Origin of the sequence: Bifidobacterium apicola (assembly GCF_042846865.1) — a bacterium.
In the GTDB taxonomy this organism is placed as follows: domain Bacteria; phylum Actinomycetota; class Actinomycetes; order Actinomycetales; family Bifidobacteriaceae; genus Bombiscardovia; species Bombiscardovia apicola.
Genome location: NZ_BAAFQQ010000001.1, coordinates 1,600,872 through 1,621,963 on the forward strand (window position 1 = coordinate 1,600,872; position 21,092 = coordinate 1,621,963).

Consider the following 21,092-nt stretch of genomic DNA (forward strand, 5'->3'; position numbering starts at 1 on the left):
GGCTTATTCATAAAAGAAAGGCGGGCCATGGGTTTTCACTCTTTCGAATCCCCCTATGACTGGTCAAGAGTTGACCCCTATCGGCGGCGTGCTGAGCAGTGCCTCGGCGGTCTGGTCGACCTTTCGGTGGGTTCGCCGGTGGATCCGGTGCCCAGATCGGTCCGGGAGGCCTTGGCGGCGGCTGCGGATGATGGCCAGGCCCGAGGTTATCCGAAAACTACCGGCGATGGTCTCCTTCGGCAGGCTGCCGCCGATTGGTTCCGTCGTTGCCGTGGGGTCGATCTTGATGCTCTGGGTGCGGACCTGGTGCCCACAGTAGGGTCCAAGGAGGCGGTGGCGCTCATGGCCTCCCTCCTGCATCTGGGCCCGGGGGACCGGGTGGTGCAACCAGCGGTGTCCTATCCCACCTATGCCATCGGAACCCAGCTGGCCGGGGCCCAGGTGACGACCGTGGATGATCCGACTGATACGGATTCATGGGTGGATCTGCCCGGCGTGCGAGCAATATGGGTCAATTCGCCAGGCAACCCCAGTGGGCAGGTCATAGACCGAGCCGGGTTGGCTAAGATCGTGCGGGCGGCCCGTTCGATAGGGGCTATGGTCCTGAGTGACGAGTGCTATGCCATGCTGGATTGGTCAAGACCCGCCCAAGCCGGGCAGAATGCGCCGTTCCCGGCCTCGCCCTGCATCCTGGAGCCTCAAGTCTGTGGTGGCGATGCCAGCGGGATACTTTGCTTGTACTCGCTGAGCAAGCAGTCCAACATGGCCGGCTATAGGGCAGCCCTCGTGGCCGGAGACGCTCATCTGGTGGAGGCCATGACCGCCTACCGCAAACAGGTGGGACTGATTGTGCCAGGTCCGGTGCAGCGGGCCATGCGGGCCGCTCTGGACGATGGAGAGGCCGTGCTGGCCCAGCGGGAGGTCTACGCCCGTCGCCTGCGAGCCTTGGCTCAAGCTCTGAGGGCTTACGGGTATGAGGCCGTCATGCCCCAAGGAGGCCTTTATGTCTGGACGCAAGCCCGTTCGGGTGACTGCTGGGCGGATATGGCTGACCTGTCCCGTATGGGGATCCTGGCCAGTCCTGGGGAGTTCTACGGGGATGGTCGCCGTTTGCGATTCTCATCCACCATATCTGACGAGCAGCTGGAGCTGGCCCTGGAGCGTTTGCGTACCGGCCCTAAAGACCCATGCTGACTGAATCCTTGCCGTAGCGGCTCCTGATGGAGTCCATGGTGGCCTCTGCCTGATCCAGGCGCTGGGCCTCGCTGCCGGTGTGACGTTTGCTCTCGCGCATGATGTCATCCAAGGATGGCTGGATTGGGGTATCCTCCACCCGGCTCAGACCGGATGCGCTGACACCGGCTAAGCGGATCAGCCGGGGCAGGGGGGTGTCCATGGGCGCGCCCTCGGGCAGCCCCAACATGGCCTTGAGCAGTCCGACCGCCTGCGGATAGATTCGATTGGCTGAGTTGACCGGTGTTTCCAAGGTATGGGCCTTGGTCATATAGCGCAGGTCATCAAAGCGCAGTTTGACGGTGATGGTCCGGGCGACCAGGTCATGCGCTCGCAGTCCGGTGGCCACCTCGTTGCTGCAGACGCGCAGGAGGTCGCAGACCTGCTTCATGCTGGTGGTGTCGTGCAGGAAGGTACGTTCTGCGCCCAGGGATTTCTCAGGTGCTCGTGGCTGGACCGGATCGTCGTCCAGCCCGTGGGAGGCCTGTGCCAGCTTCCTGGCTGTAAGGCTCGAGCCTGTGGCCCGAGTCAGGTCGCGCTCGCTCATGCTAGCCAGATCAGCCACATCCTTGATGGCCCAGTCGTTGAGCCGCTTCTCCAGGGCGGGGCCGATGCCGGGAATGCCGCGCAGAGGCATCAGCTGGACGAACTCGGCCTGCCTGGCCTTGGGGATCAACAGCATTCCGTCGGGCTTGGCGTTGGTCGAGGCCATTTTGGCCACCAACTTGTTGGTAGCGATGCCTACTGAGCAGGTGACGTGGAACTGACGGGCCACGCTGGCTCGGATCCACCGGGCTATGGCTGTGGGCTTGCCCCAGCGTATGAGCGCCCCTGACACATCCATGTAGCATTCATCCACCGAGACTTGCTCGATCTGATCGGTGATCTGTGAGAAAACCGTATCAAATATCCGTCGTGAGATGTTCCGGTAATAGGTCATGTCAACCGGGAGGAAGATCCCTTGAGGGCACAGTCGCCTGGCGCGTGCCAGGGGCATGGCCGAATTGATGCCGAAAGCCCTGGCTTCATAGCTGGCCGCGGAGACCACTGCACGACGTCCAGTGCCGATGATGACCGGTCGGCCCTGCAGTTGCGGGTGGCGGGCGACTTCGCAGGAGGCGTAGAAGGCGTCCATGTCAATGTGCAGCACTGTGCAGCCGGTCTCGTCATGCCCCCAGTCTTTCTTGGCGGCTGCAAGCCTTGGCGCTGTACTCATAGCTCTATGATATAAGGCGACCCCGGAGGAATGTGTAATACATTATTCTCAAAATTCAATTCTGGGGAAAGAATCATTTTTTCTGGTTTTTATCCAAGAAAATGAAACAGGTCTGTTCTCCGATTCATTGGGTCCGCCTGCTCCGGCGAGTCAGATCAGTCAATCATGGTATTCTATTGTTTTGTTCTCGAAACTTTGGGACCAAGTCTCCGGTTCGGGAGCCGGCATGGAGACGTGCCTGAGTGGCCGAAAGGGGCACCCTGCTAAGGTGTTGACTGCGCAAGCGGTCCAGGAGTTCGAATCTCCTCGTCTCCGCCAGATGGCCGATGATCGCTGATTCTGGACGATCATCGGCCTTATCCATTGTTAAGGGATTCATCACTAGCAGAGTCGTTGCCAAGGGCGTTTATTTCCATATTTTTTCTTTGCGAAGCTCAGGTCTGGGAAATGCCAGTCCGCGTGGCGGTAGACCGACGGTGTCTGGCAGGCATCTGTATGACAGGGAAAGCCGCAGCCGAGTTTGGTTGCACGGACCGTCCGGGCGATCATGAGGCAGGCGAAGCCTGGTCTTTCGACAGGGGAATCAGCCTGCGGCCTTCGCCCAGTGCACTAGGCTGGGCCCGGCCCTGCAGAAGGTCGTCCAGCCGACCATGAAAGACCGGCACAGCTGTGGGTCCCAAGTCGTAAGTCAGCCGGACCCGATCAGTGAATTCCTCGGTCTCCACCTGCCCTCCAGAGTTGCGGATCAGACGGCGCAGGGGATCGTACTCTGGATAGTCCACGGTGATCGTGAATCGCTGGGTCGGGAGCACCCGTGCGGACCTTGCCGCTTTGAGCGCCAGGGAAGCTGTTGAGGAATAGGCCCGGATCAATCCACCTGATCCTAGAAGAATTCCCCCGAAGTATCGGGTCACCGTCAGAACGCAGTCAGTCAGCCCATGCCGACGCATGACCTCAAGTATGGGCTTGCCGGCCGTCCCGGAGGGCTCTCCGTCATCGCTCATACGTTCGCTGGTGCGGCCCTCCGGGCCCCAGATCGCGCAGTAGCAGACGTGCCGGGCCTTGGGGTTCTGCATGCGGACCTCTTGGACGAAGGCCATGGCTGCCTCTTGGCCCTCCACATGGCAGGCCTGGCCGATGAACTCCGACTTTCGCTCAGTCAGAGAGCCTGTGGCCGGTTCTTGGGGCGTATCCAATATGGTGAGCAAATCGGCTTGCCTCCTATACCCATCGTTTCCTCAATGCCTGCCTTATCTCCATGTTAGAGGGGATCCAGGGCGGAGTCTGATATCAGGGAGGCGACCTAAGCTGGCCGCATGACCAATCCCCAGGACCAACCGGAACCCGAATCCCCGCCAGCCGGCAAGCCCCACGAGGCCCTGACCGTTTTCTATGAAAGGCTCAGGCACTCCACTGATACGGCTGAGCTGCACGAATTCGCACGCAGCCCCCTGCCTGACAGATCCGATCAGGCCGCCTTCTCCCGTTTTACGGCACTGCTGGAAGCCGTGGCCGGCAATGAGCATACGCCGGTGGAGGACAGGGTCTATCTGGCACAGACCATGCCTTTCCCCAACATTCTGGTCAAGCTCTCACAGGATTCCAGCCCGGAGGTCCGCCGGGCGGTGGCTGCCAACAAGGACGACAAGAACTGGCTGGCCGGTCTGCTCACCAAGGACGAGGACGCCGGTGTCAGGGCTGCTGCGTTGACCAACCCCATGACCTCTTGGAAGATGCGTCTGGAGGGGGCACAGGACGAGCGCACCGATGCCGATACCCTGGACTTTCTGGCGGCTTTGGGCACTCGTGACGAGCAGGATGCACCCCATGTGCTGGCCGCCATGGTGCGCAGGGCCGTGGCTCTGAATCCCAACACCGGGCAGGCTGCCCTTGCGGCCCTGCGCAAGGACCCGGACGGGCAGGTGGCACGGGCAGCCGCCTCCCGCTGAGGCTAGGCCGACGCGAATTTTGACGAACGGCACTCAGGCGTTACAATAATGGATTGTTGTGTTTCCCTAAGGGGTCCTCAAAGCGCTTTTCCCACTCGCCGTCTAGGACTTTCAGGGAGCCCACGGAATACATGGCTTTCGGCCAGCATGGCAGCATGCGGTGTCGGAGAGCCTGAAACACAATGCAAGGAAAAGGTTGAATCGTGAAGACTTTCACCCCGAAACCAGCCGATCTGACACATGACTGGTATATCGTCGACGCCTCCGGTGTGGTGCTGGGACGTCTGGCAGCCCAGGTGGCCGATCTGCTGCGCGGCAAGAACAAGCCCACCTATGCGCCCTACGCCGACTCCGGCAACAACGTCATCGTCATCAACGCGTCCAAGGTGGTGCTGACGGGCAACAAGAGCGACAAGGTGCTCTATACCCACTCCGGCCGTCCCGGCGGTCTGCGTCGCGACTCCTATGGACAGTTGATGGAGCACAACCCGGAGCGCATCATCATGACGGCGGTCAAGGGCATGCTGCCCAAGAACAAGCTGGCCAAGGTCCAGCTGACCAGGCTGCGGGTCTTCGCAGGCGAGGAGCATCCTCACACCTCGCAGCAGCCCATTGAGTACAAGATCCATCAGGTCGCCCAGCAGGCCAAGTAGGACCAGAGGAGATAATCATCATGGCTGACAACAACAACAGCTCCGCGGTCCTTGAGGCCGAGGAGACCAGCGCTTCCTACACTTCCGAGACCAACGCCGGTGCAGGCACCGGCACCTCCGCCATTGAGCCGGGCTACGGCACCGGCCGCCGCAAGGAGGCAGTCGCCCGCGTTCGTCTGATTCCGGGCTCTGGCAAGTGGAGCATCAACGGACACACCCTGGAGGAGTACTTCCCCAGCAAGTTGCACCAGCGCGAGGTCAACTCGCCTATCGTGCTGCTCAAGCTCGAGAACAAGTTCGACGTGGTTGTGCGCGTCGAGGGCGGCGGCGTGACCGGCCAGGCCGGCGCAGTCCGTCTGGGCGTTGCACGCGCTCTGAACGCCATCGACCGGGACGCCAACCGTCCTGCCCTGAAGAAGGCCGGATTCCTGACCCGTGACGCCCGCGTGGTGGAGCGCAAGAAGGCCGGTCTGCACAAGGCCCGTCGCGCTCCGCAGTTCTCCAAGCGCTGACATTCGCGGTTTCCATATCCCCGAGGTTCTCATGGACCTTGGGGATTTTTTCATGCCTTGACGGCCCTGATTCGAATCGAACGGCAAAGCGCACGTTGGAGTGTGCAAAATGACCAGAAAAACCACGAAATCCCACACGACACGCGGCAAGCGAACGTTCACTCATCCTGGAGCTCAATGGTGCCCCCTCTGGTCTATATTGTGACTTTCGTCACGTTATGACGGATGTCCTTTGTGGACTGGCACGGTCTGAGACCGTCTTTGGGCCCTCATTGGAATCCGCTGAACATGAGGAGGGCCAATATCTTGGCTGGAACGCAGAAGCAGAAGCATGAGCATCAAATCAAGAAGTTGGCAGCTGGCAGGGAGGATGGCCGGGCCGACAGCGGTGAGGCGGCGCGCATGGAGGTTGATGCCCTGGTCGTCCGAGCGCAGGCGGCTTTACGCGCCTTTGAAGAGCTCGACCAGGAGCAGGTCGATCGGATCGTGGCCAAGGCTTCGATCGCGGCCCTGAACAAGCACCTGTCACTGGCGCAGATGGCCGTGGAAGAGACCGGACGCGGCCTGGTGGAAGACAAGGCCACTAAGAACATCTTCGCCTGCGAGCATGTCACCAACTATCTGGCCAGGCAGCGCACTGTAGGCATCATCAGCGAGAACGACGTGGACGGCATCATCGAGGTGGCCGAGCCGGTGGGTGTAGTGGCCGGCGTAACTCCGGTGACGAACCCCACTTCGACTGCCATCTTCAAGTCGCTGCTGGCCCTGAAGACCCGCTGTCCCATCGTCTTCGGATTCCACCCCTATGCCCAGCGATGCTCGGTGGAGGCGGCCAGGATCGTCCGCGACGCAGCCATCGAGGCAGGCGCTCCGCAGGATTGCATCCAGTGGATCGAGCATCCCTCAGTCGAGGCCACCGGCGCCCTGATGCAGCACCCAGGCGTGGCCACCATTCTGGCCACAGGCGGCACCGGCATGGTCAAGGCCGCCTACTCCTCGGGCAAACCGGCCCTGGGTGTAGGAGCCGGCAATGCCCCGGCCTATGTGGACCGCAGAGTCAATGTTCCCCGGGCCGTCAACGACCTGATCCTGTCCAAGCATTTCGACTACGGCATGATCTGCGCCACAGAGCAGGCCATCATCGCCCATCAGGATGTGCATGACCGGGTGATCGAGGAGATGAAGCGGCGCAAGGCTTACTTCGTCAACCCTGAGGAGAAGGCCAAGCTGGAGGAGTACATGTTTGGCGTGCAGGCCCATGCCGGTGCCGATGCTCCCGCTCCCAGGCTCAACTCCGAGGTTCCGGGCAAGTCCCCACAGTTCATCGCCCGTCAGGCCGGCTTCGAGATACCTGAGGATGCGACCATCCTGGCAGCCCAATGTGACCAGGTCGGCCCCATGGAACCCCTGACCCTGGAGAAGCTGGCTCCGGTGCAGGCTGTGCTCAAGGCTCGCAACAAGGAGGAGGGCTTCACCCTCTGTGAGCAGATGCTGCGCTACGGTGCCGGGCACACGGCAGCCATCCACACCGATGACGAGAGGCTGGTGCGCGAATACGGCCAGCGCATGCACGCCTGCCGGATCGTCTGGAACCAGCCCAGCTCCTTGGGCGGCATCGGCGACATCTACAATGCCATCGCCCCTTCCCTGACCTTGGGCTGTGGTTCCTACGGGGGCAATTCGGTCTCGGGCAACGTTCAGGCGGTCAATCTGATCAACATCAAGCGGATCGCGCGGAGGAACAATAACATGCAGTGGTTCAAGGTGCCGGCCAAGACCTACTTCGAGCCCAACTCCATCCGCTACCTGCGTGACATGTTCGGCATCCGCCGTGCCGTCATCGTCTGCGACAAGGTCATGGAGCAGCTGGGGATCGTCGACAAGATCATCGATCAGCTGCGGTCTCGGTCCGAGCCGGTCACCTTCCGCATCATCGACTATGTAGAGCCGGAGCCCAGCGTTGAGACGGTGGAGCGCGGTGCAGCCATGATGCGTGATGAGTTCGCCCCCGACACCATCATCGCTGTAGGCGGCGGCAGCCCCATGGACGCAGCCAAGATCATGTGGTTGCTCTATGAGCACCCGGAGATCTCCTTTGCCGATGTTCGGGAGAAGTTCTTTGACATCCGCAAGCGGGCCTTCAAGATTCCGCCCCTGGGCACCAAGGCCAGGCTGGTCTGCATTCCCACCTCTTCGGGCACAGGTTCGGAGGTCACCCCGTTCGCGGTCATCACCGACCATAAGACCGGATACAAGTATCCCATTACCGACTATGCCCTGACCCCCAGCGTGGCCATCGTGGATCCGGTTCTGGCCCGAACCCAACCCAAGAGGCTGGCCTGTGACTCGGGCTTCGATGCCCTGACCCACTGCATGGAGGCCTTCGTCTCGGTCTATGCCAATGACTACACCGACGCCATGGCCCTGCACGCAGCCAAGCTGATCTGGGACAACCTGGAGCCAGCCGTGGGCACTGCCGGCGGGGAGGCCAAGGTACGCGCCCAGGAGAAGATGCACAATGCGGCGACCATGGCAGGCATGGCCTTCGGGTCGGCCTTCCTGGGCATGTGCCACGGCATGGCGCATACCATTGGAGCCCTCTGCCATGTGGCCCATGGGCGGGCCAACTCCATACTCTTGCCCTATGTGATCCGATACAACGGACGGATCCCGGACGAGCCGACCAGCTGGCCCAAGTACAGCGAGTATGTGGCTCCGGAGCGCTATAGGCAGTTGGCCCATGTGCTGGGCATTGAATCCGATACTCCCGAGGAGGGTGTGGAGCTCCTGGCACGTGCTGTGGAATCCTACAGGGACGAGCGTCTGGGCATGGATGCTTCCTTCCAGGCTGCCGGAGTGGACGAGGACCTCTACTGGGAATCCTTGGATCAGATCGGCATGCGCGCCTATGAGGACCAGTGCACGCCCGCCAACCCCCGCATTCCGCTGATTGAGGACATGAAAGACATTGCCGTGGCCGCCTACTACGGGGTCAGCCAGGAGGAGGGGCACCGGATGAGGGTCGCCCGCCAGGGCGAGGACGTGGCCCAGGAGGCCTCACGGCGGGCCTGATGGGGCCATAATTGAGTCGAGGGTTCCCCCTGAAAGCGGCGCGACACGCCCGGATTCTTCTAGGGGAACCCTCGTGCTTTAATAAGGAAGTTGCCTGTTTTGGGCTCGCATTTTGTCAATCACAATAGCGGGTGCAGCGAGGAGTCCTATCCCCACGGGATTCTCCACGGCTGCGCATGGATCCGGCTGAGGCCTGTCGGGAGGATTGTCTCCTTGCGGCCGTCGTTCCGTGCCCTCGAAACAGACTGGGTAATCAGTTCATAGATCGCTAGAAAGGGCGGACGGCAATGGCGGGACAGAAAATCCGCATCAGGCTAAAGTCCTATGACCATGAGGTCATCGACCAATCGGCGAAGAAGATCGTCGAGACGGTGACGAACGCGGGCGCAACTGTGGTTGGCCCCGTTCCGTTGCCGACTGAGAAGAACGTGTATGTCGTCATCCGTTCTCCTCATAAGTACAAGGACTCCCGCGAGCATTTCGAGATGCGCACCCACAAGCGCTTGATCGACATCGTGGATCCCACGCCCAAGGCTGTGGATTCGCTGATGCACATCGATCTGCCGGCGGACGTCAACATTGAGATCAAGCTGTAGGGGAGGAGGAAACCGCATGGCTGAAGAGCAGAGGAACCGCAAGGCTCTCCTGGGCCGCAAGCTGGGCATGTCCCAGGTCTGGGACGAGAACGGCTTCTTCGTCCCGGTGACCCTGGTGGACGTGTCCACCAACGTGGTGACCGCGGTCAAAAACCAGGAGAAGGACGGCTACCAGGCCATCCAGATCGGCTACGGGCAGATCGATCCCACCAAGGTGACCAAGCCGCTGGCAGGTCACTTCGCCAAGGCTGGAGTGACCCCGCGTCGCCACCTGGTTGAGGTTCGCACCGCCGATGCCGACAGCTACCAGCCCGGCCAGGAGCTAGGTCTGGACCTGCTGCCTGAGGGCAGCGAGGTTGACGTGACTGGCACCACCAAGGGCAAGGGCTTTGCCGGCACCATCAAGCGCTGGGGCTTCAAGTCCTACCGCCGCACCCACGGCTCGCACAAGAACGAGCGCCGTCCCGGTTCAGTGGGCGCCTGCGCCACGCCCAGCCGCATCCTCAAGGGCAAGCGGATGGCCGGCCGTATGGGTCATGACACCTCGACCGTCCAGAACCTGACCATCGTCTCCGCAGATGCCGAGAAGGGCGTCATCGCCATCAAGGGTGCCCTGCCCGGGCCCCGCGGCGCCATCGTCCTGGTTCGTTCGGCAGTGAAGGGAGCCTGAAACCATGGCTAAGTTGACTCTGAACATCACCGACGCCCAGGGCAAGAACACAGGGACCGTGGATGCACCCGAGCAGATCTTCGGCATCGCCGAGGAGGATGTCCGCGCCCATGTGCCGCTGATCCACCAGGTGGTCGTGGCCCAGCTGGCTGCGGCCCGCCAGGGCACACACTCGGTCAAGACCCGGTCCACCGTCTCCGGCGGCGGCCGCAAGCCTTGGAAGCAGAAGGGCACCGGTCGTGCTCGTCAGGGCTCCATCCGCGCTCCCCAGTGGGCCGGTGGCGCTATTGTCCACGGCCCGCAGCCGCGCGACTACTCACAGCGCACCCCCAAGAAGATGAAGGCCGCAGCACTGCGCTACGTCCTGTCCGACCGGGTCAACGCCGGACGCGTGCACGTGGTCGACTTCGGCATTGGCGAGACCCCGTCCACCAAGGCCGCCAAGGCAGCCCTGCTGCCCCTGGTCGACAACAGATTCACCACCGTCGTGCTGTCCCGTGAGAACATCAACGAGTGGCTCTCCGTCAGGAACCTGCCCACCGTGCATGTCCTCTTCGCCGATCAGCTCAACACCTACGATGTGGTCACGGCCGAGGATGTTGTCTTCAGCAAGGATGGCTTCGATGCCTTCCTGGCTGTCAAGGGCGGCGCCAAGTCCGAGATCGTCAAGGAGGCCTGATTTTCATGGCAGCTATTCACAAGCCAGCGCACGATATTATTCTGCGTCCGGTCGTCTCCGAGAAGAGCTACGCCAACTCGGACCGCGGCCAGTACACATTTGTGGTGGACCCTGATGCCAACAAGGTCGCCATCAAGCAGGCCATCGAGCAGATCTTCAATGTGAAGGTCACATCGGTCAACACCCTCAATCGGCAGGGCAAGCGGACCCGGACCCGTACGGGCTGGGGTCGTCGCGCCGCAGAGAAACGCGCCATCGTCAAGGTGGCCGAGGGCCAGTCGATCGATGTCTTCGGTACGAACAACTGAAGGCTAGCCGAGAAAAGTTAAGGAAGAACTAGATTATGGCTATCCGTACATACAAGCCGACGACCGCGGGCCGTCGCAACGCCTCGGTTTCGGACTTCGCCGAAATCACGCGCTCCAAGCCCGAGAAGTCGCTGGTTCGCAAGCTGAGCAAGACCGGCGGACGCAACTCCTATGGTCGCGTCACCAGCCGCCACCGCGGCGGCGGACACAAGCGCCAGTACCGCCTCATCGACTTCCGTCGTTGGGACAAGGACGGCGTGCCCGCCAAGGTGGCTGAGATCGAATACGATCCCAACCGCTCGGCCCGCATTGCCCTTCTGCACTTTGCAGATGGCGAGAAGCGCTACATCATCGCGCCGCAGGGCATCAAGCAGGGCGATGTCATTGAGACCGGTCCCCAGGCCGACATCAAGCCCGGCAACAACCTGCCTCTACGCAACATCCCCACCGGTACCATCGTCCACGCCATCGAGCTGCGGCCCTTGGGCGGAGCCAAGATCGCCCGTTCAGCCGGTGCTGCCGTCCAGCTGGTGGCCAAGGACGGGGCTTACGCTCAGCTGCGTATGCCCTCCGGCGAGATTCGCAACGTCGACTCACGCTGCCGCGCAACGGTGGGCGAGGTCGGCAACAACGACCACGCCAACGTCCAGCTTGGCAAGGCAGGACGTGCCCGCTGGATGGGACGCAGGCCCATCACCCGTGGTGAATCCATGAACCCGGTCGACCACCCGCATGGCGGACGTACTCGTGGCGGCAAGCCGCCAGTGTCTCCCTGGGGCAAGGGCGAGGTCCGCACCCGCAGGCCCAAGAAGGCCTCCAACAAGATGATCGTGCGTCGTCGTCCAAATGGTAAGAACCGCAAGTAAGGGAGTGTCGGAAAGATGACTCGTAGCATCAAGAAGGGCCCATTCGTCGACGCCCACTTGCAGAAGAAAGTCGACGAGCAGAACGAGAAGGGCACCAAGAACGTCATCAAGACCTGGTCCCGTCGTTCCATGATCACCCCGGACTTCATCGGGCACACTTTCGCTGTGCACGATGGCCGCAAGCATGTCCCGGTCTTCGTCACCGAGGCCATGGTCGGCCACAAGCTCGGCGAGTTCGCCCCCACCCGGACCTTCAGGGGTCACGTGAAGGACGACAAGAAAGCACGCCGCTGAGGCGAGGGAGAGTAGAGACACATGGAAGCTAAGGCAATTGCACGTCACGTTCGCGTGACGCCTCGCAAGGCTCGCCGCGTCGTCGACCTCATCCGAGGCAAGCAGGCGACCGAGGCCGTGACCATTCTGAAATTTGCTCCCCAGGACGCGGCCGTTCCGGTCCGCAAGTGCCTGGAGAGCGCCATCGCCAACGCCCGTGTCAAGGCGGACAAGGCCAACCAGCCCTTCCGCGAGAACGAGCTGGTGGTTCGTGAGACCTATGTGGACGAGGGAACCACCCTGAAGCGGTTCCGCGCCCGCGCCCAGGGTCGTGCGGCCCGCATCAACAAGCGGACCAGCCACATCACTGTCGTGGTGGCCGACAAGGAAGGAGCCCGATAATGGGGCAGAAGATCAACCCGTTTGGGTACCGACTCGGCATCACCGAGGAGCACCGCAGCAAGTGGTACTCCGACTCCAACAAGGCGGGGGAGCGCTACAGCGACTTCGTGCTTGAGGACGACAAGATCCGCAAGGAGATGAATAAGGACCTGGAGCGCGCAGGCGTCTCCAAGATCGTCATCGAGCGGACTCGAGATCGTGTGCGCGTCGACATCCACACCGCCCGGCCGGGCATCGTCATCGGCCGTCGGGGGGCCGAGGCCGAGCGCGTGCGTGCCAAGCTGGAGAAGATCACCGGCAAGCAGGTCCAGCTGAACATCTTCGAGGTCAAGAACGCCTCCATCGATGCCCAGCTGGTGGCTCAGGGCATTGCCGAGCAGCTGACCAACCGCGTCACCTTCCGCCGTGCCATGCGCAAGGCTCAGCAGGATGCCATGCGGGCCGGTGCCAAGGGCATCAGGATCAAGCTGTCCGGCCGCTTGGGCGGAGCCGAAATGAGCCGTTCGGAGTTCTACCGGGAGGGCCGTGTGCCCCTGCAGACTCTGCGCGCCCTGATCGACTACGGCTTCTTCGAGGCCAGGACCACCTACGGTCGCATTGGCGTCAAGGTCTGGATCTACAAGGGCGATATGACCGAACGTCAGTTCGAGGAGCAGCAGGCTCAGCAGAACAACCGTCCCGGTCGGCGCGGCGATCGTCGTCCACGTCGTGGCGTCCGTCCCTCTGAGGGACGCACCCGCCGCGAGCAGGATGCAGCCAAGCAGAACAGCGGTGTGGCCGTGCCGCCGACGGCGGCTCAGGAGCAAACCGCCTCGGCCCCCGTCGCAACCGAAGCAAAGGAGTGAGCCGTGCTTATCCCAAAGAGGACTAAATACCGCAAGCAGCATCGTCCGGGTCGTTCCGGCATGTCCAAGGGCGGCAACGAGATCGCTTTCGGCGATTATGGCATCCAGGCCCTGGCTCCGGCCTACCTAACCAACCGGCAGATCGAGGCGGCCCGTATCGCCATGACCCGGTACATCAAGCGTGGTGGCCGCGTCTGGATCACGGTCTTCCCTGACCGCCCCCTGACCAAGCATGCCCTGGGGTCCCGAATGGGTTCCGGCAAGGGTGCGCCTGAGTTCTGGGTGGCCAACGTCCGTCCCGGCCGGGTGCTCTTCGAGATCGGCGGCGTGAGCGAGGATGTGGCCCGCGAGGCCCTTCGCCGCGCTACTGACAAGCTTCCCATGAAGTGCCGGATTATTGCACGTGAAGGCGGTGACATCTGATGTCAGTCGGAACAGCCGAGTATTCCATCAAGAATCTGAATGAAAAGACCAATGCGGAGATCGAGGATTTCCTGAAGAAGTCCAAGGAAGAGCTGTTCAACCTGCGCTTCCAGTCGGCCACCGGTCAGCTGGAGAACACCTCCCGCCTCAAGGCCGTCAAGCACGACATCGCCAGGATGTACACCGTCCTGCGTGAGCGCGAGCTGGGCATCAGCCAGGAGCCCGCCGAAGCAAAGGCCGACAGCAAAGCTGAGGAGAAGTAAGCATGGCTGACAAGCAGGAGCGCAACTTCCGCAAGGTTCGCAGCGGCTATGTCGTGTCCGACAAGATGGACAAGACCATCACCGTAGAGCTGGAGCAGCGTTCGACCCACCCCCTGTACGGCAAGGTCGTCCGCAGCAACCGCAAGGTCAAGGCCCATGATGAGAAGAACGAGGCCCATGTGGGCGACTTCGTGAGTATCATGGAGACCCGTCCTCTGAGCAAGACCAAGCGCTGGCGTCTCGACTCCATCGTCGAGCGCGCCAAGTAACAAGTTCGGCCAGGCTCCGCATTTCATCCCGCCCCGGCGTGGGGTGTCTGCGGAGAACCAGCGCGGCTAAGGAGAATCAATGATTCAGCAGGAATCGCGGCTTCAGGTCGCCGACAACACGGGTGCCAAGGAGATCCTGGCCATCCGCGTGCTCGGCGGGTCGAAGCGACGCTATGCCGGCATTGGCGATGTGATCGTCGCCACCGTCAAGGATGCCATTCCCGGCGGGTCGGTCAAGAAGGGCGAGGTCGTCAAGGCGGTCGTCGTCCGTACGGTCAAGGAGCATCGTCGTCATGACGGCTCCTACATCAAGTTCGACGAGAACGCGGCGGTCATCCTCGGCACCGGTCGTGAACCCCGCGGCACTCGTATCTTCGGACCGGTCGGTCGTGAGCTGCGCGACAAGCGCTTCATGAAGATCGTGTCCCTGGCACCGGAGGTGATCTGAAGTGGTAGCCAAGATCAAGACAGGCGACCAGGTCAAGGTCATCCGCGGCAAGGATCGCGGCAAGGAGGGCAAGGTTCTGCGGATTCTGCCCAATGACCGTCTGATCGTCGAGGGTATTCAGATCGTCAAGAAGCATGTGCGGGCCACCCAGCAGGGTCAGGAGTCGGGCATCGTCCCGACCGAGGCGCCCATCCATCGCTCCAACGTGATGGTCATCGACCCGGAGACCAAGAAGCCGACTCGCATCGGCGTGAACATCAAGGAGGAGGCGCGTGACGGCAAGGTCAAGGTCGTGCGCACCCGCTTCGCCAAGAAGTCAGGCAAGGAGCTGTCATGAGCGATACCACCGTTGAAGCACCGGCAGTCCCTCGTTTGCTGCAGCAGTACCGCGAGAGCATCGTGCCCGAGCTGGAGAAGGAGTTCAAGTTCTCCAACCCCATGCAGGTGCCCAGGATCGAGAAGGTTGTGGTCTCCATGGGCGTGGGGGCCGCGGCACGCGACTCCAAGCTGATCGAGGGCGCGGTCAAGGACCTGACGGCCATCACCGGCCAGAAGCCCAAGATCACCAAGGCCAAGAAGTCCGTGGCGCAGTTCCACCTGCGTGAGGGGCAGGCCATCGGCGCCTTCGCCACCCTGCGCGGCGTGCGCATGTGGGAGTTCCTGGATCGACTGCTGACCCTGGCTCTGCCCCGCATCCGCGACTTCCGCGGCATCAGCGACCGTCAGTTCGACGGCCAGGGCAACTACAACTTCGGTCTCACGGAGCAGTCCATGTTCCACGAGATCGATCCTGATCAGATCGATCACCAGCGTGGTATGGATATCACCGTGGTGACCTCCACCAAGAACGATCAGGAGGCCCGGGCGCTGCTCAAGCAGCTGGGCTTCCCCTTCAAGGAGAACTGATATGGCAAAAACCGCTCTGAGAAACAAGGCGGCACGCAAGCCGAAGTTCAAGGTGCGTGGCTACACGCGCTGCCAGGTCTGCGGTCGTCCTCATTCCGTCTATCGCAAGTTCGGCCTGTGCCGCATCTGCCTTCGCGAGAAGGCCCATCGCGGCGAGCTGCCGGGTGTGACGAAGTCCAGTTGGTAAAGATCGACGCTGAAGGTCCGCGGTCAGGGCAGATTGCTGCCCGGCGGCGGAAACCACGGCGAGGAAGGGCATAAGCCCACATGACAATGACAGATCCCATCGCAGACATGCTGACACGTCTGCGTAATGCGAGTGCGGCCAAGCATGAAACAGTCGACATGCCGTACTCCAAGTTCAAGGCGAACATCGCGCAGATTCTGAAGCGCGAAGGCTTCATCGCCGATTATCGCGCCAAGGAGGCGCGCGTCGGGCAGGATCTGGAGATCACGCTCAAGTACGGTCCCGATGGACGCCAGTCCATTCAGGGCATCAAGCGCGTCTCCAAGCCCGGTCTGCGCCGCTACGCCAAGTCGGATTCCCTGCCCATGCCCCTGGGCGGGCTGGGAATCGCCATCATCTCGACAAGCTCGGGACTGATGACCCAAAAGGAATGCCTCGACAGGGGCATCGGCGGCGAAATCGTCGCCTACGTATGGTGAGAAAGGAGAGCTGAACATGGCATCGCATATTGGTAAGCTCCCCATCGCCGTTCCGGCAGGTGTGGAGGTGGCCTTCAAGGGCCAGGAATTCACTGCCAAGGGTCCCAAGGGCTCAGACGGGTACACGCTGCCCGAGGGCATTACCGGCAAGGTCGAGGGCAATGAGATCATCATGACCCCCGCCGACGAGGACCGCACCACCAAGGCGAAGCACGGACTGAGCCGCTCCATCGTGGCTTCCATGGTCGAAGGCGTCTCCAAGGGCTACAGCAAGCACCTGCAGATCGTCGGCACCGGCTACCGCGTGGTCGCCAAGGGCAAGTCCCTGGAGTTCTCGCTGGGTTACTCGCACACCATCACTGTTGACCCTCCGGAGGGCATCACCTTCGAGACGCCGAATGCCAACGAGGTGGTCGTCTCCGGCATCGACAAGCAGGCTGTCGGCCAGGCTGCGGCCAACATCCGCGCCCTGCGTGCTCCCGAGCCTTACAAGGGCAAGGGCATCAAGTACGCCGATGAGCACATCCTGCGCAAGGCTGGAAAGGCTGGTAAGTGATATGACGGTCTCGATACTAGGCAAAGGCAAGAAGATCGCCCGTCTGCGCCGCCATGCCCGTCTGCGCAAGCACGTCTCCGGCACGGCAGAGCGTCCCCGTCTGGTGGTCACTCGGACCAACCGCAATATGATCGCCCAGATCGTCGACGACACCAGGGGCGTCACCCTGGTCAGCGAGTCGACCATGGCTTCGGACTACGGCTCCTTCAAGGGTACCAAGACCGAGGCCGCCCGCAAGGTGGGCGAGCAGATCGCGGCCAAGGCCAAGAAGGCCGGCATCACCACCGTGGTCTTCGACCGTGGTGGCAACAAGTACCACGGAAGGGTCGCAGCGGTTGCGGAAGGCGCCCGTGAGGGAGGTTTGGCACTGTGAGCGACAACGAAACGACAAAGGAAACAACCCAGGTGACTGAAGATTCCACAAACGCTCAGTCCAGCCAGGGTGGCAGAAGGGACCGGAACGATCGGAACGATGATCGCCGCGGCGGTCGTCGTGGCGGTTCCCGTGACGGCCGCAGGGATGGTCGTCGTGGCCGCCGCGATCGCGATGACCGCGACGACATGCTCGATAGGGTCGTGACCATCAACCGTGTGTCCAAGGTCCACAAGGGAGGCCGTACCTTCAGCTTCGCGGCTCTGGTAGTCGTGGGCGACGGCAAGGGCACCGTGGGCGTTGGCTATGGCAAGTCCCGCGAGGTTCCCGCAGCCATCTCCAAGGGTCAGCTGGATGCCAAGAAGCACATGTTCACTGTTCCCCGTATCCGCGGCACCGTCACCCATCCGGTGATCGGCCACGATGCGGCGGGCACTGTTCTCCTGCGGCCTGCAGCACCAGGCACTGGCGTTATCGCCGGCGGTCCGGTCCGCGCCGTTCTGGAGTGCGCTGGCATCACCGACATTCTGAGCAAGTCCATGGGGTCGGCCACGGCCGTCAACATGGTGCGGGCCACTGTGGCTGCTCTCAAGCAACTGGAGGAGCCCGAGGAGATCGCGGCACGCCGCGGTCTGCCTCTGGAGGAGGTCGCTCCTGACTCCCTCCTGCGCGCACGTGCAGCAGGCATCGCCGACGAGCGCAAGGAGCGCGAAGAGGCCAAGGCCAAGGCTGACGAGCAGTCGAAGGCAGGTGAGTGATGACCAAGCAGATCAAGATCACCCTGGTCAAGGGCGTGGCTCATGCCACCGAGCGCCAGAAGGAGAACGTCAGGTCTCTGGGCCTTCACAAAATCGGCCAGACCGTCCTGCGTGAGGACACCCCCGTCTACCGGGGGATGGCCGACAAGGTCCGCCACTTGGTGAACGTAGAGGAGGCAGACTGATTATGGCCAGCGACAAGCAAGAGCCAACCATCCTGCAGATGCATGACCTGCGTCCGGCTCCGGGCGCCAAGCGCGACCGCATCCGTGTGGGTCGTGGCGAAGGGTCCAAGGGCAAGACCTCCGGTCGCGGCACCAAGGGCACCAAGGCCCGCTACCAGGTCCGTCCGGGCTTTGAAGGCGGCCAGCTGCCTCTGTACATGAGGCTGCCCAAGCTGCGCGGGTTCAGGAGCCCCTTCAAGAAGGAGTACCAGGTGGTCAACCTGGGCGCTCTGGAAGGGCTCTTCCCCCAGGGCGGCGAGGTTACCGTCGAGGATTTGGTCGACAAGGGAGCGGTCCGCAAGGGTCATCCCGTCAAGATCCTGGGTGACGGCGACGTCAAGGCTGCTTTCACCCTCAAGGGCGTCAAGGCCTCGGCCTCGGCAAAAAGCAAGATAGAAGCCGCAGGCGGGTCCGTCTCCGAGGACTGATACTCACAGGGGACAGACCGCAAGGCAGATGATTCCGGCCCTCCCCGCTCCAAGCGGGCGGGGCCGGAATTCGTTTCCGGCCCGGGTGCCGTCAGGATTTGACGGAACCATCAGTTAAGCTGGTCGGAGCAAGAAGGTGCGATGCACCGGGACCAACGCGCGGGCGCGTAGGGAGGGAACTTAGGTGAGGACGTTAATCCAGGCCTTCAAGACCAAGGAGCTGAGGAAGAAAATCCTCTTCGTTCTTGGCATCATCATCATCTATCGCATCGGGTCGTTCATACCTACCCCAGGCGTGGATTATCCTTCCGTGCAGAAGTGCATCACCACGGCCGGCAATGAGGACTTTATAGGCTTGGTCAACCTGTTCTCAGGCGGAGCCCTGCTGCAGCTGTCCATCTTCGCACTGGGCATCATGCCCTACATCACCGCCTCGATCGTGGTGCAGCTGCTACGAGTGGTCATTCCTCGCTTCGAGGCTTTGCACAAGGAGGGTCAGTCCGGCGAAGCCAAGCTGACCGAGTACACCAGGTATCTGACCATCGGCCTGGCCGTGCTGCAGTCCACGACTATTCTGGTCACGGCCCGCAATGGCGCGCTCTTCAACGGGGCATGCCAGCAGCAGGTCATCCCTGACAGCTCTGTTTGGAATCTGGTGGTCATGGTCCTGATCATGACCGGCGGCACCGGTCTGATTATGTGGATGGCCGAGCTCATCACCGACAAGGGCATCGGCAACGGCATGTCCGTCCTGATCTTCATCTCCATCTGCTCCGGCTTCCTGCCCCAGCTCTGGAACATCGGCTGGGGGACCAACGGCAAGAACGGCGATTGGGTCAAATTCGGCATTGTCGTGACCGTCCTGGTGGTCATTCTGATTCTGGTTGACTACGTGGAGCTGGCTCAGCGCCGCATTCCCGTCCAGTACACCCGTAGAATGATCGGCCGCAAGATGTACGGCGGTTCCTCCACTTATCTGCCGCTCAAGATCAATATGTCAGGCGTGATTCCCCCCATCTTCGCCTCCTCCATTCTGGCCATTCCTACCCTTATCGCTCAGTTCGGCAAGCCCGATCAGAGCTGGGTCAAGTGGATCAACGAGAACATGGCCAACACGACCTCGGTCTGGTACATCGTGCTCTACTCGGTCATGATTGTCTTCTTCTGCTTCTTCTACACTTCGATCACCTTCAACCCTGATGAGACGGCCGACAACATGAAGGAGTACGGCGGCTTCATTCCAGGCATCAGGGCGGGGCGTGCCACCAGCCGGTACCTTTCCTACGTAATGAACCGGCTGAACACCGTGGGCGCCATCTACCTGCTCTTTGTAGCTCTGATTCCCACGGTGCTGATCATGCTGCTGAAGATCAATTCCAAACTGCCCTTCGGAGGAACCACCATCCTGATTATCGCTGGCGTCGGCCTGGATACCCTACGCCAGGCAAGGGCGCAGACCGAGCAGTTCCAGTACACCGGCTTCCTGTTGGAGGGCGATCACAAGGAAGGCTGACGGCCTTTCGCCCAAATGCCGGCGAGTGTTATCAGGCTAAAACTGATGAAGGTCCGGCCCTGGCCCTTGGTGGCATGGGGCCGGATTCTTTTGCGCTGGGAAGACGGTTTGCATGGGTTTAGTGAGTGGAACCTGCATTGGGTCAGGCACCCGCTAGCATAAGTAAATGAGGGTTCTACGCGGCTAAGACAGCTAGGATCGTCCGGGGCTGGAGAATCAAGAGCATAGAACACAGAACATCGAGCAAAGGATAGGGAATGGCACAGCGACTGTTGATCATGGGACCTCAAGGTGTTGGCAAGGGCACGCAGGCGGCCTTGCTCAGCAAGCATTACGAGATTCCGGCCATCTCCACCGGCGACATCTTTCGTTACAACCTGAAAAACGGAACCGAACTGGGCAGGCAGGCCAAGGCCTACACGGACAAGGGTGAGCTGGTGCCAGACGAGCTGACCAACAAGATCGTCAAGGATCGTCTTGGCATGGATGACGCCGCCCAGGGCTGGATTCTGGACGGCTACCCCCGTTCGGCCTCCCAGGTCGAGGCGCTGGACAAGATGCTCCAGGAGCTCGGCACTCCGCTGACGGCTGTGGTGGCGCTGGATGCCGACCATGAAGTGCTCATGCAGCGCATCGCCAAACGAGCCAAGGAAGAGGGGCGGGCAGACGATACCCCCGCGGCCATTGCCAAGCGTCTGGATATCTATGCCAAGGAGACTGCCCCCCTGCTGAACACTTATAAGTCACGTGGCCTTCTTGTCGCAGTGGATGGTCAGGGCGAGGTCGACCAGATATCCAAGGAGATCATCGCGCAGCTGGACAAGCGCTGATTCACAGCCTGTCAGTCGAGAGGCCTGCCGCTGGCTCAATCACAACCGATGCCAGACAATGAGCAAGACTAAGAATGCCTTGTTCGAAACATGCTGGTAAGGCTCGCTGATAAGACTGCCTGAAGCATAGAAGCTGCATGACCCCAAGGGGCGTGACAGCT

At 61.6% G+C, this 21,092-nt stretch carries 30 protein-coding genes and 1 tRNA gene; 29 read left to right on the forward strand and 2 right to left on the reverse strand.

What is annotated here, in order from left to right; all coding sequences use genetic code 11:
* Nucleotides 1-27 precede the first annotated feature (27 nt).
* Nucleotides 28-1,194, forward strand: coding sequence for a succinyldiaminopimelate transaminase (dapC, locus tag ACGG9J_RS06550; RefSeq protein WP_390134691.1), 1,167 nt, complete (start codon nt 28-30; stop codon nt 1,192-1,194).
* On the opposite strand, the gene dinB is transcribed toward dapC, so the two are convergent.
* Nucleotides 1,178-2,449, reverse strand: coding sequence for a DNA polymerase IV (gene dinB, locus ACGG9J_RS06555; RefSeq protein WP_390134693.1), 1,272 nt, complete (start codon nt 2,447-2,449; stop codon nt 1,178-1,180). The two genes, dapC and dinB, sit on opposite strands and share 17 nt — an antisense overlap.
* A gap of 228 nt (nt 2,450-2,677) precedes the next feature.
* Here dinB and ACGG9J_RS06560 point away from each other — a divergent pair.
* Nucleotides 2,678-2,767 (forward strand) — tRNA-Ser (locus ACGG9J_RS06560).
* Nucleotides 2,768-2,994: 227 nt separating this feature from the next.
* Here the strand turns inward: ACGG9J_RS06560 and ACGG9J_RS06565 are convergent.
* On the reverse strand, nt 2,995-3,657 hold the full coding sequence (locus ACGG9J_RS06565) for an IMPACT family protein (RefSeq protein WP_390134695.1): 663 nt from the start codon (nt 3,655-3,657) through the stop codon (nt 2,995-2,997).
* A 108-nt stretch (nt 3,658-3,765) separates the two neighbouring features.
* On the opposite strand from ACGG9J_RS06565, the gene ACGG9J_RS06570 reads away from it, so the two are divergent.
* The 27 genes from ACGG9J_RS06570 (at nt 3,766) to ACGG9J_RS06700 (ending at nt 20,931) form a co-directional block, all read left to right on the forward strand.
* A complete protein-coding gene (locus tag ACGG9J_RS06570; RefSeq protein WP_390134697.1) occupies nt 3,766-4,398 on the forward strand; it encodes an AbrB family transcriptional regulator in 633 nt (210 codons plus the stop codon).
* Nucleotides 4,399-4,601: 203 nt separating this feature from the next.
* Nucleotides 4,602-5,051 (forward strand): 50S ribosomal protein L13, encoded by a 450-nt coding sequence (rplM, locus tag ACGG9J_RS06575; protein ID WP_390134699.1) that lies wholly within the window; start codon nt 4,602-4,604, stop codon nt 5,049-5,051.
* A gap of 20 nt (nt 5,052-5,071) precedes the next feature.
* Nucleotides 5,072-5,563, forward strand: coding sequence for a 30S ribosomal protein S9 (rpsI, locus tag ACGG9J_RS06580; RefSeq protein WP_015022361.1), 492 nt, complete (start codon nt 5,072-5,074; stop codon nt 5,561-5,563).
* Nucleotides 5,564-5,851: 288 nt separating this feature from the next.
* The gene (adhE, locus tag ACGG9J_RS06585; RefSeq protein WP_390134702.1) at nt 5,852-8,635 is read left to right on the forward strand and encodes a bifunctional acetaldehyde-CoA/alcohol dehydrogenase; all 2,784 of its coding nucleotides are present in this window, start codon (nt 5,852-5,854) and stop codon (nt 8,633-8,635) included.
* Between the two features lie 287 nt (nt 8,636-8,922).
* Nucleotides 8,923-9,231 carry a 30S ribosomal protein S10 gene (gene rpsJ / locus ACGG9J_RS06590; RefSeq protein ID WP_006295278.1) on the forward strand — a complete coding sequence of 103 codons (309 nt, stop codon included), beginning with the start codon at nt 8,923-8,925 and terminating at the stop codon, nt 9,229-9,231.
* 16 nt (nt 9,232-9,247) lie between these two features.
* Entirely contained in the window at nt 9,248-9,901 is a 654-nt protein-coding gene (gene rplC / locus ACGG9J_RS06595; protein WP_015022359.1) for a 50S ribosomal protein L3, read from the forward strand.
* A gap of 4 nt (nt 9,902-9,905) precedes the next feature.
* Nucleotides 9,906-10,580 (forward strand): 50S ribosomal protein L4, encoded by a 675-nt coding sequence (gene rplD, locus ACGG9J_RS06600; protein ID WP_390134705.1) that lies wholly within the window; start codon nt 9,906-9,908, stop codon nt 10,578-10,580.
* Between the two features lie 5 nt (nt 10,581-10,585).
* On the forward strand, nt 10,586-10,888 hold the full coding sequence (gene rplW / locus ACGG9J_RS06605) for a 50S ribosomal protein L23 (protein ID WP_015022357.1): 303 nt from the start codon (nt 10,586-10,588) through the stop codon (nt 10,886-10,888).
* Between the two features lie 35 nt (nt 10,889-10,923).
* Complete coding sequence (gene rplB, locus ACGG9J_RS06610) at nt 10,924-11,754, forward strand: 50S ribosomal protein L2 (protein ID WP_015022356.1); 831 nt, start codon at nt 10,924-10,926, stop codon at nt 11,752-11,754.
* A gap of 15 nt (nt 11,755-11,769) precedes the next feature.
* Nucleotides 11,770-12,048, forward strand: coding sequence for a 30S ribosomal protein S19 (gene rpsS / locus ACGG9J_RS06615; protein WP_015022355.1), 279 nt, complete (start codon nt 11,770-11,772; stop codon nt 12,046-12,048).
* A 21-nt stretch (nt 12,049-12,069) separates the two neighbouring features.
* A complete protein-coding gene (gene rplV, locus ACGG9J_RS06620) occupies nt 12,070-12,429 on the forward strand; it encodes a 50S ribosomal protein L22 (RefSeq protein ID WP_015022354.1) in 360 nt (119 codons plus the stop codon).
* On the forward strand, nt 12,429-13,274 hold the full coding sequence (gene rpsC / locus ACGG9J_RS06625) for a 30S ribosomal protein S3 (protein ID WP_390134709.1): 846 nt from the start codon (nt 12,429-12,431) through the stop codon (nt 13,272-13,274). The genes rplV and rpsC overlap by 1 nt, the downstream gene beginning before the upstream one ends.
* 3 nt (nt 13,275-13,277) lie before the next feature.
* Nucleotides 13,278-13,697 (forward strand): 50S ribosomal protein L16, encoded by a 420-nt coding sequence (gene rplP, locus ACGG9J_RS06630; protein ID WP_015022352.1) that lies wholly within the window; start codon nt 13,278-13,280, stop codon nt 13,695-13,697.
* The gene (gene rpmC, locus ACGG9J_RS06635) at nt 13,697-13,960 is read left to right on the forward strand and encodes a 50S ribosomal protein L29 (protein ID WP_390134712.1); all 264 of its coding nucleotides are present in this window, start codon (nt 13,697-13,699) and stop codon (nt 13,958-13,960) included. Before rplP ends, rpmC begins: the two co-directional genes overlap by 1 nt.
* Nucleotides 13,961-13,962: 2 nt before the next feature.
* Complete coding sequence (gene rpsQ, locus ACGG9J_RS06640; RefSeq protein ID WP_015022350.1) at nt 13,963-14,229, forward strand: 30S ribosomal protein S17; 267 nt, start codon at nt 13,963-13,965, stop codon at nt 14,227-14,229.
* A 79-nt stretch (nt 14,230-14,308) separates the two neighbouring features.
* The gene (rplN, locus tag ACGG9J_RS06645) at nt 14,309-14,677 is read left to right on the forward strand and encodes a 50S ribosomal protein L14 (protein WP_015022349.1); all 369 of its coding nucleotides are present in this window, start codon (nt 14,309-14,311) and stop codon (nt 14,675-14,677) included.
* A gap of 1 nt (nt 14,678) precedes the next feature.
* Nucleotides 14,679-15,014 carry a 50S ribosomal protein L24 gene (gene rplX, locus ACGG9J_RS06650; RefSeq protein ID WP_015022348.1) on the forward strand — a complete coding sequence of 112 codons (336 nt, stop codon included), beginning with the start codon at nt 14,679-14,681 and terminating at the stop codon, nt 15,012-15,014.
* Nucleotides 15,011-15,583: a 50S ribosomal protein L5 gene (gene rplE / locus ACGG9J_RS06655; protein WP_024626788.1), complete on the forward strand. Its 573-nt coding sequence runs from the start codon at nt 15,011-15,013 to the stop codon at nt 15,581-15,583. The genes rplX and rplE overlap by 4 nt, the downstream gene beginning before the upstream one ends.
* A 1-nt stretch (nt 15,584) precedes the next feature.
* Entirely contained in the window at nt 15,585-15,770 is a 186-nt protein-coding gene (locus ACGG9J_RS06660) for a type Z 30S ribosomal protein S14 (RefSeq protein ID WP_015022346.1), read from the forward strand.
* Between the two features lie 80 nt (nt 15,771-15,850).
* Nucleotides 15,851-16,249: a 30S ribosomal protein S8 gene (gene rpsH / locus ACGG9J_RS06665; protein WP_024626787.1), complete on the forward strand. Its 399-nt coding sequence runs from the start codon at nt 15,851-15,853 to the stop codon at nt 16,247-16,249.
* Between the two features lie 16 nt (nt 16,250-16,265).
* On the forward strand, nt 16,266-16,805 hold the full coding sequence (gene rplF / locus ACGG9J_RS06670; RefSeq protein ID WP_015022344.1) for a 50S ribosomal protein L6: 540 nt from the start codon (nt 16,266-16,268) through the stop codon (nt 16,803-16,805).
* Nucleotide 16,806: 1 nt separating this feature from the next.
* Nucleotides 16,807-17,178, forward strand: a complete 372-nt coding sequence (gene rplR, locus ACGG9J_RS06675) for a 50S ribosomal protein L18 (RefSeq protein ID WP_015022343.1) — start codon at nt 16,807-16,809, stop codon at nt 17,176-17,178.
* Nucleotides 17,175-17,936, forward strand: a complete 762-nt coding sequence (gene rpsE / locus ACGG9J_RS06680) for a 30S ribosomal protein S5 (RefSeq protein WP_045924815.1) — start codon at nt 17,175-17,177, stop codon at nt 17,934-17,936. Before rplR ends, rpsE begins: the two co-directional genes overlap by 4 nt.
* Nucleotides 17,936-18,121, forward strand: a complete 186-nt coding sequence (gene rpmD / locus ACGG9J_RS06685; protein ID WP_110452580.1) for a 50S ribosomal protein L30 — start codon at nt 17,936-17,938, stop codon at nt 18,119-18,121. The genes rpsE and rpmD overlap by 1 nt, the downstream gene beginning before the upstream one ends.
* Before the next feature lie 2 nt (nt 18,122-18,123).
* Nucleotides 18,124-18,588: a 50S ribosomal protein L15 gene (rplO, locus tag ACGG9J_RS06690; RefSeq protein ID WP_390134717.1), complete on the forward strand. Its 465-nt coding sequence runs from the start codon at nt 18,124-18,126 to the stop codon at nt 18,586-18,588.
* A gap of 184 nt (nt 18,589-18,772) precedes the next feature.
* Nucleotides 18,773-20,101, forward strand: a complete 1,329-nt coding sequence (gene secY / locus ACGG9J_RS06695; RefSeq protein ID WP_390134719.1) for a preprotein translocase subunit SecY — start codon at nt 18,773-18,775, stop codon at nt 20,099-20,101.
* Nucleotides 20,102-20,358: 257 nt separating this feature from the next.
* On the forward strand, nt 20,359-20,931 hold the full coding sequence (locus ACGG9J_RS06700) for an adenylate kinase (protein WP_390134721.1): 573 nt from the start codon (nt 20,359-20,361) through the stop codon (nt 20,929-20,931).
* The last annotated feature ends 161 nt before the right edge of the window (nt 20,932-21,092 follow it).

Excerpts from the sequence above, each read along its gene's own strand:
- dapC (WP_390134691.1), top strand. The coding sequence starts at position 28 with ATGGGTTTTCACTCTTTCGAATCCCCCTATGACTGGTCAAGAGTTGAC.
- dinB (WP_390134693.1), bottom strand. The coding sequence starts at position 2,449 with ATGAGTACAGCGCCAAGGCTTGCAGCCGCCAAGAAAGACTGGGGGCAT.
- ACGG9J_RS06570 (WP_390134697.1), top strand. The coding sequence starts at position 3,766 with ATGACCAATCCCCAGGACCAACCGGAACCCGAATCCCCGCCAGCCGGC.
- rpsI (WP_015022361.1), top strand. The coding sequence starts at position 5,072 with ATGGCTGACAACAACAACAGCTCCGCGGTCCTTGAGGCCGAGGAGACC.
- adhE (WP_390134702.1), top strand. The coding sequence starts at position 5,852 with ATGAGGAGGGCCAATATCTTGGCTGGAACGCAGAAGCAGAAGCATGAG.
- rpsJ (WP_006295278.1), top strand. The coding sequence starts at position 8,923 with ATGGCGGGACAGAAAATCCGCATCAGGCTAAAGTCCTATGACCATGAG.
- rplC (WP_015022359.1), top strand. The coding sequence starts at position 9,248 with ATGGCTGAAGAGCAGAGGAACCGCAAGGCTCTCCTGGGCCGCAAGCTG.
- rplD (WP_390134705.1), top strand. The coding sequence starts at position 9,906 with ATGGCTAAGTTGACTCTGAACATCACCGACGCCCAGGGCAAGAACACA.
- rplW (WP_015022357.1), top strand. The coding sequence starts at position 10,586 with ATGGCAGCTATTCACAAGCCAGCGCACGATATTATTCTGCGTCCGGTC.
- rplB (WP_015022356.1), top strand. The coding sequence starts at position 10,924 with ATGGCTATCCGTACATACAAGCCGACGACCGCGGGCCGTCGCAACGCC.
- rpsS (WP_015022355.1), top strand. The coding sequence starts at position 11,770 with ATGACTCGTAGCATCAAGAAGGGCCCATTCGTCGACGCCCACTTGCAG.
- rplV (WP_015022354.1), top strand. The coding sequence starts at position 12,070 with ATGGAAGCTAAGGCAATTGCACGTCACGTTCGCGTGACGCCTCGCAAG.
- rpsC (WP_390134709.1), top strand. The coding sequence starts at position 12,429 with ATGGGGCAGAAGATCAACCCGTTTGGGTACCGACTCGGCATCACCGAG.
- rpmC (WP_390134712.1), top strand. The coding sequence starts at position 13,697 with ATGTCAGTCGGAACAGCCGAGTATTCCATCAAGAATCTGAATGAAAAG.
- rpsQ (WP_015022350.1), top strand. The coding sequence starts at position 13,963 with ATGGCTGACAAGCAGGAGCGCAACTTCCGCAAGGTTCGCAGCGGCTAT.
- rplN (WP_015022349.1), top strand. The coding sequence starts at position 14,309 with ATGATTCAGCAGGAATCGCGGCTTCAGGTCGCCGACAACACGGGTGCC.
- rplE (WP_024626788.1), top strand. The coding sequence starts at position 15,011 with ATGAGCGATACCACCGTTGAAGCACCGGCAGTCCCTCGTTTGCTGCAG.
- ACGG9J_RS06660 (WP_015022346.1), top strand. The coding sequence starts at position 15,585 with ATGGCAAAAACCGCTCTGAGAAACAAGGCGGCACGCAAGCCGAAGTTC.
- rpsH (WP_024626787.1), top strand. The coding sequence starts at position 15,851 with ATGACAATGACAGATCCCATCGCAGACATGCTGACACGTCTGCGTAAT.
- rplF (WP_015022344.1), top strand. The coding sequence starts at position 16,266 with ATGGCATCGCATATTGGTAAGCTCCCCATCGCCGTTCCGGCAGGTGTG.
- rplR (WP_015022343.1), top strand. The coding sequence starts at position 16,807 with ATGACGGTCTCGATACTAGGCAAAGGCAAGAAGATCGCCCGTCTGCGC.
- rpmD (WP_110452580.1), top strand. The coding sequence starts at position 17,936 with ATGACCAAGCAGATCAAGATCACCCTGGTCAAGGGCGTGGCTCATGCC.
- rplO (WP_390134717.1), top strand. The coding sequence starts at position 18,124 with ATGGCCAGCGACAAGCAAGAGCCAACCATCCTGCAGATGCATGACCTG.
- ACGG9J_RS06700 (WP_390134721.1), top strand. The coding sequence starts at position 20,359 with ATGGCACAGCGACTGTTGATCATGGGACCTCAAGGTGTTGGCAAGGGC.